This is a genomic window from Burkholderia sp. AU33545, from assembly GCF_020419685.1.
GTDB lineage: Bacteria > Pseudomonadota > Gammaproteobacteria > Burkholderiales > Burkholderiaceae > Burkholderia > Burkholderia diffusa.
Genome location: NZ_JAIZRQ010000002.1, coordinates 640,671 through 653,908 on the forward strand (window position 1 = coordinate 640,671; position 13,238 = coordinate 653,908).

Consider the following 13,238-nt stretch of genomic DNA (forward strand, 5'->3'; position numbering starts at 1 on the left):
CGCGGTAGCTCGAAAGCAAGGAAAGGAAATGCGCCGCCGTACGCTCGGCGCTAGGTGCGCTTGCGTGTCGCTTCCGGTTTCGGCGCCGGCTTCGACTTCGGCCGTGCCTTGCGCTTCGGCGCCCCGGCCAGCAGCGCCGCGCGATACGCGCCGCGACACCAGTCGAACAGCGCGCCCGTGTCCTCGAGCACGTCGGCCGGCGTTTCGTAATAGCCCTCGAGTGCAACGGTGCGCGTGGGACGCTCATACGAGAACGGCCCCATCCCCGCCGCGACGAACGCGGGACGGTTCACGTCGTCGACGCGCAGGAACAGCGACCCGCGCGACATGAAGCCGAACATCACGCCGTCGAGCCGCATCGCGGCGCCGCTGAAGAACCGCACGACCTGTACGTTGCCGAGCGGCGCGAGCCGATACGCGATCTCCTCGCCGTGCGCCTTCTCCGATTGCCAGCTCATGCGAGCCCCGTGCAGCGCTGCGTCCACACGTCGAGTTCCGCGTCGTCGAAGCCCACGGCCGCCGCGCTCTCGCGGATCTGCCGCCACGTCGCACGATCGACCGGAATGCCGTCCGCGCCGCGCGCGGCGCGGCTCGCCTCCTCCGGCTCGCCGGGCATCCGCACCGGCGCGTCGCCCGCCTGCGGCGACGCCTTCGCCCATTCGACGAACGCATCGGCTTCGCGCTCCGCATCGGCCGCGTCGAACGCGTTCGGATCGATCAGCACCGACAGCATCCCGTTGACGATCGCGCTCGTCTTCTGCAGCGTGCCGCCGTAGGTCGTATGCCCGCCGACCAGCGCGCCGCCGAAGATCTCGCACATCGCCGCCAGCGCATAACCCTTGTGCAGTCCGAACGGCAGCAGCGAGCCGAACGGCTGCTCGTGCATGACTGCCGGATCGTCGGTCGGCCGGCCGCGATGATCGATCAGCGACCCGGCCGGCACGCGCTTGCGCTGGTTGTATGCCACCCGCGTCTTGCCATACGCGATCGCGCTCGTCGCGAAATCGAGCAGCAGCGGCGGCCGGCCCGCGCGCGGATACGCGGCGCAGAACGGATTCGTGCCGAAACGCGGATCGGTGCCGTGCAGCGGCGCGACGAGCAGGTCGCCCGGCACGTTGACGAAATGGAACGATACGAGCCCCGAGCGCGCGCACTGCTCGGCCCAGTGCCCGATGCGGCCGAGGTGATGGACGTCGCGCAGCCCGATCGCGCAGATGCCCATGCGTCGCGCGCGCTCGATCCCTTCGACCATCGCCTCGAACGCGATCACCTGGCCGAAGCCGCGCCCGCCGTCGATCGTCAGCACCGCGCCGCCGTCGCGAACGATCGACGCGTGCCCGTTCAATTGCAGTTGCCCTTCCCGCCACGACGCCACGTAGTTCGGGATCATCCCGATCCCGTGCGAATCGTGCCCCGCCAGATTCGCGCCGACCAGGTGATCGGCAACGAGCCGCGCCTCGCGCTCGCTGCTGCCGGCCCGCTCCCAGAGTGCCGCGACGAATGCATGCAGCGGTTCGGCGCGCATGCTCAGCGGGTCGGTATCGGAAGTCGGCAGCGCGGTCATCGGCAAGGCTCCGTGAGGTCGGGGTGAATCCGGGTGATTCCGGTCGAATCCGTTCGGGTCGGGCAGCGCGAACGCTCAGCGCGCGGACGCGATCACGTCCGCCACCGCCGCGGTCAGCTTCTTCGCGTACGGCACGTGCAGGAACTCGTTCGGGCCGTGCGCATTCGACTTCGGCCCGAGCACGCCGCACACCATGAACTGCGCGGACGGGAAGCCGGCCTGCAGCACGTTCATCAGCGGGATCGTGCCGCCGAGACCCATGTACGCGCAGTCCGCGCCGAAGTGGCGACGCGACGCGGCGTCGAGCGACGACGCGAGCCACGGCGCGAGATCCGGCGCGCTCCAGCCGGTCGCGGCACCCGCGTCCGGCTTGAACGTGACCTTCGCGTTGTACGGCGGATCGAGTTCGAGCAGTTCCTTCAGCTGCTGCACGGCCTGTGCGGCGTCGACGAGCGGCGGCAGGCGCAGCGACAGCTTGAACGCGGTGCGCGGACGCAGCACGTTACCCGCGTCGGCGAGCGCCGGCAGACCGGCCGCGCCCGTCACGGACAGCGACGGACGCCACGTCGAATTCAGCAGCGCCTCGCGCGGATCGGTCGTGGTCGGCAGCACCGGCTTGCCGTCCGCGCCGCATGCCCACGGCAGCCCCTTCCACACGGCGTCGCCGAGGATCGCGGCGGCCGTGTCGGCTTCGCGTACGCGGCTGTCGGGAATCTCGCAATGGAACACGCCCGGCAGCAGGTTGCCGTTCTTCGCATCTTCCAGGCGCTCGAACAGCTGGCGCATCACGCGGAAGCTCGACGGCGCGATGCCGCCGAAGACGCCGGAGTGCACGCCTTCCTCGAGCACCTCGACCTGCAGGTCGCCGGACACCAGCCCGCGCAGCGACGTCGTGAGCCACATCTGGTCGTAGTTGCCCGCGCCCGAATCGAGGCACACGACGAGCGACACCTGGCCGAGCCGGTCGCGCAGCGCGTCGACGTACGGCAGCAGGTCGTAGCTGCCCGACTCCTCGCAGGTCTCGATCAGGCCGACGCAGCGCGGCCGTTCGACGCCCTGCTCGTCGAGCGCGCCGAGCGCCGCGAGGCTCGCGTAGATCGCATAGCCGTCGTCCGCGCCGCCGCGGCCGTACAGCTTGCCGTTCTCGTACTTCGGTGTCCACGGGCCGAGGTCCGCCCGCCAGCCGTCGAATTCGGGCTGCTTGTCGAGGTGGCCGTACAGCAGGATCGTGTCGGTGCTGCCCGAGCGCGTCGCAGGCGTTTCAAAGAAGATCACCGGCGTGCGGCCGGGCAAGCGCACGATCTCGAGCTTCAGGCCTTTCACCGGCTGGCGTTCGGCCCACTGCGCGGCATCGGTGACGACCCGCTCGAGATACCCGCGCTTCGCCCAGTCGGGGTCGAACGCGGGGCTCTTCGCCGGGATCGCGATGTAGTCGGTCAGTGCGTGGAGAATTTCATCGTTCCACTTGCGCTCGACGAAGGTAACGAGCTTGTCATGGTCGAGGACGGGGGTAGTGTCGACGGAGGTCATGGTGGGGTGCCTGGATAGGGCTGACGAAAAACCGGATGATACGCCGATGCCCCCGCCCCAGGGCGCTTTCCGTGGCCGTATTCAGGGGCCCGTTCGGGCCCGTTTCCCGCAGCGCCTGGATCAGCGGCAGGCGAGAAAGCGGCATCGTCATCGGAATCACCGTTCGGTAAAACAATCACGGGCGCCGGCGAGCGCATTTCGAGCGCTCGATAATAACCGACCAATTCAATCAGGACTTTCCGAGTCATTCAGCCCATAAATTGAATTAACCAGTTCGGCAAAAAACCAATAATCCGTTCGATTTTCACGATACCTCGGCCGCGAACACGCCCCCGACCGGCTCGAGCGCACCGCCTGGCGCCATCCAGCCCCATCCAGTCGCACCATGACATTTCATCTTCATCAATGATGATCATCAATATTCAAGATATTAAATTACATCGTTTACTCTTACTCGAATTCAATTAAGAGATAAGATGCTGTCGTTCAATAAAACGACGGACCATTCCGGAATCGTCGACGGGCGCCGGGCCGCGCCACCTCAACCGCATCACGATCATTCAAGGAGCCTCGCATGTCCGATGCCAGCTCGTCCTCCTCCCGCTCCACCGTCGCGCCAGCCGCGACCGCCACGCCGAAAATCGGCGTCATCCCCGCCACGCTGATGGTTGCCGGCAACATGATGGGCTCCGGCGTCTTCATGCTGCCCGCGAACCTCGCCGCCACCGGCGGCATCGCGATCTTCGGCTGGCTGATCACCGTCGTCGGCGCCGTGTCGCTCGCGCTGGTGTTCGCGAAGCTCGCGGCAATCGACCCGGCCGCCGGCGGCCCGTATGCGTATGCGCGCAAGTCGTTCGGCCCGTACATCGGCTACCAGACCAATCTGATCTACTGGCTCGCGAACGTGCTCGGCAACGTCGGCCTGGCGGTCGCCGGCCTCGGTTATCTCACGCACTTCTTCCCGATGCTGCGCGACCCGCTGGTATTCGCGCTCGCGCAGATCTTCGTGATCTGGCTGTTCACCTACGCCAACATCCTCGGACCGAACGTGGTCGGCCGCGTGCAGTCGGTCACGACGATCTTCGCGCTCGTGCCGATCCTCGGGATGGCCGTGTTCGGCTGGTTCTGGTTCAGCAAGGACGTGTACTTCGCCGGCTGGAACGTGTCGGGTGCGAGCAGCTTCGGCGCGATCGGCGCGACCTTGAACTTCACGCTGTGGGCGTTCATCGGCGTCGAGAGCGCGTCGGTGTCGGCCGGTGTCGTCGAAAACCCGTCGCGCAACGTGCCGATCGCGACCGTCGGCGGCGTCGTGCTCGCGGCCGTCTGCTACGTACTCAGCTCGACCGTGATCATGGGGATGATCCCGAACAAGGCACTGCTCGCGTCGAGCGCGCCGTTCGCGGATGCCGCGCGCCTCGCGCTCGGCGACACCGCCGCGAACGCGGTTGCGATCTGCGCGGCGCTCGGCTGCCTCGGCTCGCTCGCGGGCTGGACGCTGCTGGTCGGCCAGACCGCGAAGGCCGCGGCCGACGACGGCCTGTTCGCCGGCGTGTTCGCCCGCGTCAACTCGAAGAACGTGCCGTCGGCCGGCCTTGCGATCGTCGCGGTCATCATGTCGGTGCAAGTGCTCGCGACGATGTCGCCGAGCGCGAGCGAGCAGTTCGGCAAGATCGCGTCGATCGCCGTGATCATGACGCTGCTGCCATACATCTACTCGTGCATCGCGATCAAGGTGCTCGGCTACGGCAAGATGCCGTCGCACCAGTTCACCTTCTACACGATCGTCGGCCTGATCGGCGCCGTCTACGCGCTGTGGGCGATGGTCGGCTCCGACGGCCAGCAGACGCGCTGGTCGCTGATCTTCGTGATCGCGACGATCGTGTTCTACGAGCTGTCGATCAACCGTCAGCGCGAAATCGAGGAAACCCATATCCATCCGGGCGGCCGCTCGCCGCGCTGGGTGCGCTACCTCGCGCTCGGCATCACCATCGCCGCGCTCATCGCGACCTTCTGGATCTCCGTGGGCCGACACACGGCCGACATCCTTCACGCACGCTCGCCGGCCGCGGGCGTCCAGGCAACCCAGCAAACGGGGGAATGACCCATGACCGCTTCCTTGACCCAACCGGCGTTCCGTCGCCTCGGCATGAAGGCGCTGCTCGTGCAGCACGACATCGACGAACGCACCGCCACCGGACGTGCGGCCACCGCGCTCGTCGAAGAATTGCGCACGCGGCTCGTCGACGTCGTGATCGCGACCTCCGCCGACGACGCGCGCGCGGTGGTCGACGCCGATCCCGCGATCCAGTGCCTGCTGCTCAACTGGGAGCTCGGCAACGATCCCGCCCATGCGCCCGCCCAGGCCGTGCTCGACGCGATGCGCGCGCGCAATGCGACGGTGCCGGTGTTCCTGCTCGCGAGCCGCGCGAGCGCAGCCGCGATTCCCGTCGACGCGATGCGCAAGGCCGACGACTTCATCTGGATGCTGGAGGACACCACCGCGTTCATCGGCGGGCGGATCGTCGCCGCGATCGAACGCTACCGCGAAACCGTGCTGCCGCCGATGTTCCGCGCGCTCGCGCAGTTCTCGCGCGTGTACGAATACTCGTGGCACACGCCGGGCCATACGGGCGGCACCGCATTCCTGAAATCGCCGGTCGGCCGCGCGTACTTCGAATTCTTCGGCGAGGCGCTGTTCCGCTCGGACCTGTCGATCTCGGTCGGCGAACTCGGCTCGCTGCTCGACCACTCCGGTCCGATCGGCGAAAGCGAACGCTACGCGGCGCGCGTGTTCGGCGCGCACCGCACGTACCACGTGACGAACGGCTCGTCGATGTCGAACCGCGTGATCCTGATGGCGAGCGTCACGCGCAACCAGGTCGCGCTGTGCGACCGTAACTGCCACAAGTCGGCCGAGCACGCGATGACGATGTCCGGCGCGATTCCGACCTACCTGATCCCGTCACGCAACCATTACGGGATCATCGGGCCGATCATGCCGGAACGGCTCACGGCCGCCGCCGTGCGCCTCGCGATCGACGCGAACCCGCTGGTGCGCGGGCGCGACGGCATCGATCCGACGCCCGTGCATGCACTGATCACGAACTCGACGTACGACGGCCTCTGCTACAACGTCGCGCGCGTCGAGGAACTGCTCGGCCAGAGCGTCGACCGATTGCATTTCGATGAAGCGTGGTACGGCTACGCGCGCTTCAACCCGATCTACCGCGATCGTCACGCGATGCACGGCGATCCGTCGCAGCACGACGCAAGCAAGCCGACCGTGTTCGCGACGCAGTCGACGCACAAGCTGCTCGCGGCGCTGTCGCAGGCGTCGTTCATCCACGTCCGCGACGGCCGCAATCCGATCGAGCATGCACGCTTCAACGAGGCATACATGATGCATGCGTCGACGTCGCCGAACTACGCGATCATCGCGTCGAACGACGTGAGCGCCGCGATGATGGACGGCCCCGGCGGCGAGGCGCTGACGACCGACGCGATCCGCGAGGCCGTGTCGTTCCGCCGGATGCTCGCGCGGCTGCATGCGGAATGCGAGGAGAGCGACGACTGGTTCTTCAACGGCTGGCAGCCGGACACCGTGGTCGATCGCAAGACGGGCCGGCGCGTGCCGTTCCATGAAGCGGACGAAACGCTGCTCGCCACCGATCCGTCGTGCTGGGTGCTGCATCCGGGCGAGACGTGGCACGGCTTCGGCGAGATCGAGGACGACTACTGCATGCTCGATCCGATCAAGGTGTCGATCGTCACGCCGGGCGTCGCGCCGCACGGCGGGCTGATGCCGGTCGGCATTCCGGCGTCGGTCGTCACCGCGTATCTGGACCGGCACGGGATCGTCGTCGAGAAGACGACGGACTTCACGATCCTGTTCCTGTTCTCGATCGGCGTGACGAAGGGCAAGTGGGGCACGCTCGTCAACACGCTGCTCGACTTCAAGCGCGACTACGACGCGAACGCGCCGCTCGAACAGGCGCTGCCGGAACTCGTCGCGCGCTATCCGGACCGCTACGGCAAGCTCGGCCTGCGCGATCTGTGCGACCTGATGTTCAGCGCGATGAGCGACCTGAAGACGACCGAGATGATGTCGCGCGGCTTCTCGACGCTGCCGCAGCCCGACTTCAGCCCGGCCGAGGCGTTCGAGCATCTCGTGCACAACGACATCGAGATGCTGGAGCTGTCCGAGATGGAAGGCCGCACCGTCGCGACAGGCGTCGTGCCCTATCCGCCCGGCATTCCGCTGCTGATGCCCGGCGAGAACGCGGGGCCCGCCGACGGCCCGCTGCTCGGCTACCTGAAGGCGCTCGAGCAATACGACCTGCGCTTCCCCGGCTTCACGCACGACACGCATGGCGTCGAAGTCGAGGACGGCGTGTACCGGATCGCGTGCATCAAGAAAACCGCGCGCGACACCAACACGCGCTGAGCATGCGCGCCGCGACGCCGCGCCGGCAGAACGCGGCCGGCGTCGCGACGCGTGACGACTCGCCGGTCATGCCGGCAAGCGACCGACCCACTCGGCGAGCTGCGCTTCGCCTTCTTCGTCGAGCTTGCCCTTCAGTTCGCCGTACCACGGCGCGATCGCATCGGCCGGCTGCGTGGCCTTCAGGATGTCGAGACTGTTCTCGAGGAACGACGAAAAGAACGGAATGCCGCGCATGTAGAGGAAGGTCGAATCGGTGATGCGCACGTGGCCGTACACGTCGCGCACCCACGCGAGATGCGGCAACGCCTCGCGCAGGTGGCCGCTTTGCATCAGCGCGGAAATGAAGTTCACGCGCGCGGCGACGTCGGACTGCTCGTGCGTGTCGTGATTGATCTCGGCGGCCTTTTGCATCCACGCCTCGCCGCGCTCCACTTCGCCGCACATCACCGACGTCGTCGCGAGCTGCACCGCGTTGTGCGCGCTCGGCTCGCGGTCGAACAGCGCAAGCCAGTACGGAAACGCTTCCGGATAACGCTCCATCGCCGAGTACGACAGCGCGCACAGGCGCGCCGCATCGGCCAGTCGCTCCGCGTGCGGCGCGGCGGCCGCGATCGCGGCGTCGTGCCGGCCGGCCTGGAATGCCTTCAGCGCGGGCGCGAGCTCGGGCGCGATGTCGGGGCCGTTCTGATCGTCCGCGCCTTCGGATGCGTCGGGTGCGTCGTTCGCGGACGGCGCGGGCGTCGCCGCTTCATCACGCGGTTTCTTTCCGAACAGCTTTCCCAGCAGGCCCATGGCGATTGTCCTTGTCGTTGTGATGGATGAATGGCGGCTGGTTGCAGCGGCGCAGGAAGCGCGGCGCGCGTGAACCGGATCGCCGCACGGCGACCGCCATCTTACGCGCGCTCGAAGTCAGCAGGAAGTGAACGGCGGCAGGGCGCTGATGTGGCGAAGCAAGGCGCGACGCTCACGCGTCCGTGGGCCTCACGCCGCGATCCATTCCGCGCCGGTACGCGGCAGGGCTCGTCGCCGCGACGCGCCGGAAGTGCCGGCGCAACGACTCCTCGGAACCGAACCCCGCGCGCGCGGCAATCTGCGCGAGCGACATCCCGGGATGCGCTTCGAGCATGTCCTTCGCGACGTTCACGCGCTCGCGGATCAGCCACGCGAGCGGCGACATCCCCGTCGCGTCCGCGAACTGCCGCTGTAGCGTTCGCGTGCTCATCGCCGCCTGCGCGGCCAGCGACGCGAGCGTGTGCGGCTCGGCCGCATGCGCGCGCATCCAGTCGATCAGCTTCGCGAGCCGGTCGCTGCCGCCCGGGGCAACCGGTCGCGGCACGAACTGCGCCTGGCCGCCGTCGCGATGCGGCGGCAGCACGAGGCGCTGCGCGACCCGGTTCGCAATCGCGCCGCCGTGGTCGCGGCGCACGAGATGCAGCAGCATGTCGAGCCCCGCCGCCGAGCCGGCCGACGTGACGATCTGCCCTTCGTCGACGTACAGCGCGTCGGGATTCACGCGCAGCGCCGGATAGCGCGCCTGCAGGCGCTCGGCGTAGCGCCAGTGCGTCGTGACGGTGAGTCCGTCGAGCACGCCAGCCGCCGCGAGCACGAACACGCCCGAGCAGATCGAACAGAGCCGCGCGCCGCGGCGATGCGCGGCACGCAGCTTCTTCAGCAGCGGTTCCGGCGGCGGTTCGTCCGGATCGCGCCAGCCGGGAATCACGATGGTGTCCGCGCGATCGAGCATCGCGAGCCGGTACGGCGCGGCGACCGTGATGCCGCCCGCCGCGCGCACGGGGCCCGGCTCGCTCGCGCAGACGGCGAAGCGATACCAGTCGACGCCGAGTTCCGGGCGTTCGAGCGCGAACAGTTCGACCACGCAGCCGAATTCGAAGGTGCAGAGGCGATCGTAGGCGAGCGCGACGACGAGATGATTGTGCATGGCGCGATGTTACCGGAACTTGTCGATCGCGCCACTGCCGCGATGGCCGCCGAACCGTGATACTGCCCTTCATCCCGGCGCATTCCGCGCCGTCTTTCAGGAGCGCGTTTCATGTCTTACGTCACCGACGTCCCCGCCGCCGACAGCGCCGCCGCCCTCGCGCACTTCGAAGCCTCGCTGCGCTTCGAGACCGATTGCTGGGACGTGCACGACGCGCTTGCGTCCGGCTCGCCCGATTTCGTGCTGCTCGACGTCCGGGGGCCGGAACAGTTTGCCGCCGGCCACGTGCCCGGCGCGCGCAACCTGCCGCATCGCAAGATCGTCGCCGGCAAGCTCGCCGACCACCCGGCCGACACGCTGTTCGTCGTCTACTGCGCCGGCCCGCACTGCAACGGTGCCGCGCGCGCGGCCATCCGGCTCGCGCGCCTGGGCCGCCCGGTGAAGCTGATGATCGGCGGAGTCACCGGCTGGCTCGACGAAGGTTTCGCGTTGTGCAACGAAGTGCAACCGGAGGACGTCGCCGCGCGCTGATCGTCATTAAAAACGCAACAATCAATTGCCGGCACACGAACGGAAAAAGCGCGACAATCGGCCACATTGCAGTTCGGATGGAGCAGCAACATGGAACACGCAGTCCTGATTCAGATGGCCGGCTCGGTCGCGGCGATCGCGCTCTATTTTCTTCCGGCCATCGTCGCCGACCGGCGCGGCCGGCACGACAGGCTGACGATCGCAATGTTCAACGCCCTGTTCGCATGGACGGGCATCGGCTGGCTGATGACGCTCTACTGGGCATGCCAGCCGAACCCGCAAACCGACGTCGCGCAAGCCATCCTCGCGAAGCGCCGCGGCATCAGCATGCGGACTTTCTCGACCGGCCTCGTCGAACGCGTGCAGCGCCGCGTCGCCGCCCAGGAGCAATGGGCCGAGAAGCAAGGTTGCCGCTAGGCAGTCCCGCTGTTCCCTTTACTTTGCCTTACCTCGCCGTGCCGAACTTCGGCATCCTGACGTTGGTCGAGGCCCGGTAGTCCCACACCAGCCTCGCGCGCCGCGCCTCACCGCCCGCGCGCAGCCACGCCCCGAACGCTCCCGCCGTCACCGCCCGCGCGATCCGCTCGCCCGGGCAGCCGTGCGGCCCCGTGCCGAACCCGAAGTTCGGCCCCGGCGCGCGGCCCGGCAGCAATCGGTCCGGCTCGCGGTGCACGGCCGGATCGCGGTTCGCCGCCGCGAGCACGACCAGGATGGCCGCACCGGCATCGACGGTCACGCCTTCGATCGTCGTGCGCGACGCGACGAAGCGGCGCGTGTTCTGCACCGGCGAATCGAATCGGCCGACCTCGGCGACGAATGCCTCGAGCATCGCGGCATCCGGCAGCGTGCGTTCGGCATCGGTTGCGTCCCACGCGACCAGCACATTGCCGAGCCACGCGGCCGTCGCCTCGCACGTCTGCGACAGCAACCCGACGAGATTCGCGACGAGCGCGCCGCTCGCGTGCCAACCCGCGGCACCGGCCGCTTGCTGAATCGCCGCGACCCATGAGCCGTCCTGCGCGCGTGTGCGCGCGACACGCTCCGTCATCCGGTCGAGCAGTTGCCGCGCGGCCTCGCTCGCGCGGGCCAGTGCCGCGTCGTCCGACAGCGGCGACAGCGCGGCGACGAAGTCGACGACCAGCGCGGCGATTTCGTCGAGCTGCGTGTCGTCGAAGCCGAGCAGATCGGCGACCGCGCAAACGGGCACCGTCAGGCACCACGCGTTCAGTGCATCCGCGTCGTACGGCATGCGCAACCGGCTGCCGGCGAGTTGCGCGGCCCGCTCGCGCAATGCGTCGACGTCGATCGGCGCGAACGCCGCGCGCAGCGCCTGCTTCGGCACGTCGTGCCGCAATGCGCCGTCGTTCATGCGCACCAGTTCGCCGAACAGCGCGCCCGCCGTCGTCCCACGCAATGCGGGCGGTACCGGCGCGTCGAGCGGCCTGACGCGGCACGCCGGGTGGCCGAGCACGGCCGTCACGCTCGCCGCCCGGCTCGCGACCCACAGGCCGAGCGAGGCGTCGAACGCGAGCGGCGGCCCGTCGACGAGCGTCGAGTAGTAAGGGTAGGGATCGCGGTGCGTGACCGCGGCAATCGGATTGGTCGGGTTCATGCGTGCAGTATCGGCGCGCCGGGCCGCCGCATGTTTCAGGTTGACGTGAAATGTCGCGGATGTCGCGCTCATGCTCATGCCGGCACCGCGGAGTGCTGCGACGCAGCAACCCACGGGCGGCAAGCGACGCGGCGCCGTGACGGACGTGGCGTCAGGCTGCCGACCGGTAGCGGTGCGCCTGCATGCGCAGGCGGACGCGCCCGGCGGAAATCGCACGCGGTTCGGGCACCACCGTTTCGTGATGAAACATTTCCTGCCGGAAGCGGCCGCCGTCGTCGAACCACTGGCAGATCAGCCAGTCGGCATCGTCGAACACGACCGGCCCGGCATAGGTGACGGTCATGCGCGGCCCACCGGTTTTCAGCGTCACGACATCGCCGACGCGAAAGCCGTTGCTGTGATTTTCTCGGATTTTCATCGCTCTCTCGATTTTTTATATATTCATTTTCCGGCGGCCCGCTGACAGGTCATTCGGATACGCGGCAGATTACCAATCCAATAAATAACCGGCAACTCCCGAATACCCGAAAACATCGACCTGAAAATCGCAACACTACGCGGCACCGATTCGCGTGGCGGGCTTCTGACACCATAATCGGCGCGGCTTGCGCGCCGATTATGGTCAAACAACCGGAGTGCAGAGAATAAACGATGAATTTCGCGCCGTCATCGAACTTCAAATCGGCGGTGGTTTCGATTGATTACTGTCAATCGGTTTCCGGCTGGAAACGTTCCCACGTTTTATCTGCGCTCATTGTTCGAACCGCACGGGCGAATTGTCCGGCGCCGAAAACCAGCGATTGAGGTCGCGTCCCGGCACCGCCGCCTGCGTAAACGTGAATGTGCCGTCGCGCGCCATTTCCGTTGCAGCGCGCAGGAACGCGCCGAATGCGGCCCGCGCCAGCGCGCCGCCGACGCTGACGCGCTTCACGCCGAGCGCCGCGAGCGCCTCGAGGCTCAGCAACCCGCCCTGCAGCCCCATCACGACGTTGACCGGCGCACCGACCGCGCGCGTGACCGCCGCGATCTCGTCGGGATCGGTCACGCCGGGTGCGTAGAGCACGTCGGCGCCCGCGTCGCGGTATGCGACCAGCCGCGCGATCGTGTCGGCAAGGTCGGAGCGGCCGTGCAGGTAGTTTTCGCAGCGCGCGGTCAGCGTGAACGGAAACCGCAGCGAGCGCGCCGCGTCGACCGCCGCCGCGATGCGCTCGACCGCCACGTCGTGCGGGTAGATCGGCGCGTCGGCACGGCCGGTCGCATCCTCGATCGAGCCGCCCACCGCGCCGGCGTCGGCCGCCAGGCGAATCGTCTCGGCGACCGTGTCAGGCGCGTCGCCGAAACCGTTCTCGAGATCGGCGCTGACCGGCAGGCCGCCCGCGGCGACGATCTCGGCGATGTGGTCGAGCATTTCGTCGCGATCGATCGCGTTGTCGGGCCGCCCTCGCGAAAAGGCGAAGCCGGCGCTCGTGGTGGCAAGCGCTTCGAAGCCGGCCATCGCGAGCAGCCGGGCGGAACCGGCATCCCACGGGTTCGGGATGATGAAGGCGCCGGGCCGCGCGTGCAGCGCGCGGAAGGTTTCGGCTTGGCGAAACTGCACGTTGGAATCGGACATCGAAGT

13 protein-coding genes are annotated in these 13,238 nt (G+C 68.0%); 4 read left to right on the forward strand and 9 right to left on the reverse strand.

From position 1 onward, the window contains the following. Nucleotides 1–50: 50 nt before the first annotated feature. From LGM71_RS08800 to LGM71_RS08815, 4 genes are all read right to left on the reverse strand, one after another. Nucleotides 51–458 (reverse strand): TfoX/Sxy family protein, encoded by a 408-nt coding sequence (locus LGM71_RS08800; RefSeq protein WP_124901205.1) that lies wholly within the window; start codon nucleotides 456–458, stop codon nucleotides 51–53. Further along, on the reverse strand, nucleotides 455–1,564 hold the full coding sequence (locus LGM71_RS08805) for a malate/lactate/ureidoglycolate dehydrogenase (RefSeq protein WP_124901204.1): 1,110 nt from the start codon (nucleotides 1,562–1,564) through the stop codon (nucleotides 455–457). Before LGM71_RS08805 ends, LGM71_RS08800 begins: the two co-directional genes overlap by 4 nt. Nucleotides 1,565–1,639: 75 nt before the next feature. After that, nucleotides 1,640–3,094, reverse strand: a complete 1,455-nt coding sequence (locus LGM71_RS08810) for a M20 family metallopeptidase (RefSeq protein WP_059600144.1) — start codon at nucleotides 3,092–3,094, stop codon at nucleotides 1,640–1,642. A gap of 248 nt (nucleotides 3,095–3,342) precedes the next feature. Next, nucleotides 3,343–3,510: a hypothetical protein gene (locus LGM71_RS08815; protein ID WP_226114642.1), complete on the reverse strand. Its 168-nt coding sequence runs from the start codon at nucleotides 3,508–3,510 to the stop codon at nucleotides 3,343–3,345. Nucleotides 3,511–3,668: 158 nt separating this feature from the next. Between LGM71_RS08815 and adiC the strand changes: the two genes are divergently transcribed. Together adiC and LGM71_RS08825 are read left to right on the forward strand one after the other, a co-directional pair. Then, entirely contained in the window at nucleotides 3,669–5,195 is a 1,527-nt protein-coding gene (gene adiC, locus LGM71_RS08820; RefSeq protein WP_226114643.1) for an arginine/agmatine antiporter, read from the forward strand. Nucleotides 5,196–5,198: 3 nt separating this feature from the next. Beyond that, nucleotides 5,199–7,538: an Orn/Lys/Arg decarboxylase N-terminal domain-containing protein gene (locus LGM71_RS08825; protein ID WP_151049769.1), complete on the forward strand. Its 2,340-nt coding sequence runs from the start codon at nucleotides 5,199–5,201 to the stop codon at nucleotides 7,536–7,538. A 66-nt stretch (nucleotides 7,539–7,604) separates the two neighbouring features. Here the strand turns inward: LGM71_RS08825 and LGM71_RS08830 are convergent, their stop codons facing one another. Further along, nucleotides 7,605–8,330, reverse strand: a complete 726-nt coding sequence (locus LGM71_RS08830) for a hypothetical protein (RefSeq protein WP_226114644.1) — start codon at nucleotides 8,328–8,330, stop codon at nucleotides 7,605–7,607. Between the two features lie 172 nt (nucleotides 8,331–8,502). After that, nucleotides 8,503–9,477 (reverse strand): transcriptional regulator FtrA, encoded by a 975-nt coding sequence (gene ftrA, locus LGM71_RS08835; RefSeq protein ID WP_174906460.1) that lies wholly within the window; start codon nucleotides 9,475–9,477, stop codon nucleotides 8,503–8,505. A 111-nt stretch (nucleotides 9,478–9,588) separates the two neighbouring features. Here ftrA and LGM71_RS08840 point away from each other — a divergent pair, with 111 nt between their 5' ends. Together LGM71_RS08840 and LGM71_RS08845 are read left to right on the forward strand one after the other, a co-directional pair. Next, the gene (locus LGM71_RS08840; RefSeq protein WP_175816004.1) at nucleotides 9,589–10,008 is read left to right on the forward strand and encodes a rhodanese-like domain-containing protein; all 420 of its coding nucleotides are present in this window, start codon (nucleotides 9,589–9,591) and stop codon (nucleotides 10,006–10,008) included. A 90-nt stretch (nucleotides 10,009–10,098) separates the two neighbouring features. After that, nucleotides 10,099–10,425: a superinfection immunity protein gene (locus LGM71_RS08845; RefSeq protein ID WP_059600150.1), complete on the forward strand. Its 327-nt coding sequence runs from the start codon at nucleotides 10,099–10,101 to the stop codon at nucleotides 10,423–10,425. Nucleotides 10,426–10,453: 28 nt separating this feature from the next. Here LGM71_RS08845 and LGM71_RS08850 read toward each other — a convergent pair whose 3' ends face one another. The 3 genes from LGM71_RS08850 to LGM71_RS08860 all read right to left on the reverse strand — a co-directional run bounded on the left by LGM71_RS08850 (nucleotide 10,454) and on the right by LGM71_RS08860 (nucleotide 13,232). Beyond that, nucleotides 10,454–11,620, reverse strand: a complete 1,167-nt coding sequence (locus LGM71_RS08850; protein WP_226114645.1) for a cytochrome P450 — start codon at nucleotides 11,618–11,620, stop codon at nucleotides 10,454–10,456. Nucleotides 11,621–11,771: 151 nt separating this feature from the next. After that, nucleotides 11,772–12,038, reverse strand: a complete 267-nt coding sequence (locus LGM71_RS08855) for a YodC family protein (protein ID WP_059600151.1) — start codon at nucleotides 12,036–12,038, stop codon at nucleotides 11,772–11,774. Nucleotides 12,039–12,371: 333 nt separating this feature from the next. Next, nucleotides 12,372–13,232, reverse strand: coding sequence for an isocitrate lyase/PEP mutase family protein (locus LGM71_RS08860; RefSeq protein WP_226114646.1), 861 nt, complete (start codon nucleotides 13,230–13,232; stop codon nucleotides 12,372–12,374). Nucleotides 13,233–13,238 lie beyond the last annotated feature (6 nt).

Excerpts from the sequence above, each read along its gene's own strand:
- LGM71_RS08800 (WP_124901205.1), bottom strand. The coding sequence starts at position 458 with ATGAGCTGGCAATCGGAGAAGGCGCACGGCGAGGAGATCGCGTATCGG.
- LGM71_RS08805 (WP_124901204.1), bottom strand. The coding sequence starts at position 1,564 with ATGACCGCGCTGCCGACTTCCGATACCGACCCGCTGAGCATGCGCGCC.
- LGM71_RS08810 (WP_059600144.1), bottom strand. The coding sequence starts at position 3,094 with ATGACCTCCGTCGACACTACCCCCGTCCTCGACCATGACAAGCTCGTT.
- LGM71_RS08815 (WP_226114642.1), bottom strand. The coding sequence starts at position 3,510 with ATGATCATCATTGATGAAGATGAAATGTCATGGTGCGACTGGATGGGG.
- adiC (WP_226114643.1), top strand. The coding sequence starts at position 3,669 with ATGTCCGATGCCAGCTCGTCCTCCTCCCGCTCCACCGTCGCGCCAGCC.
- LGM71_RS08825 (WP_151049769.1), top strand. The coding sequence starts at position 5,199 with ATGACCGCTTCCTTGACCCAACCGGCGTTCCGTCGCCTCGGCATGAAG.
- LGM71_RS08830 (WP_226114644.1), bottom strand. The coding sequence starts at position 8,330 with ATGGGCCTGCTGGGAAAGCTGTTCGGAAAGAAACCGCGTGATGAAGCG.
- ftrA (WP_174906460.1), bottom strand. The coding sequence starts at position 9,477 with ATGCACAATCATCTCGTCGTCGCGCTCGCCTACGATCGCCTCTGCACC.
- LGM71_RS08840 (WP_175816004.1), top strand. The coding sequence starts at position 9,589 with ATGTCTTACGTCACCGACGTCCCCGCCGCCGACAGCGCCGCCGCCCTC.
- LGM71_RS08845 (WP_059600150.1), top strand. The coding sequence starts at position 10,099 with ATGGAACACGCAGTCCTGATTCAGATGGCCGGCTCGGTCGCGGCGATC.
- LGM71_RS08850 (WP_226114645.1), bottom strand. The coding sequence starts at position 11,620 with ATGAACCCGACCAATCCGATTGCCGCGGTCACGCACCGCGATCCCTAC.
- LGM71_RS08855 (WP_059600151.1), bottom strand. The coding sequence starts at position 12,038 with ATGAAAATCCGAGAAAATCACAGCAACGGCTTTCGCGTCGGCGATGTC.
- LGM71_RS08860 (WP_226114646.1), bottom strand. The coding sequence starts at position 13,232 with ATGTCCGATTCCAACGTGCAGTTTCGCCAAGCCGAAACCTTCCGCGCG.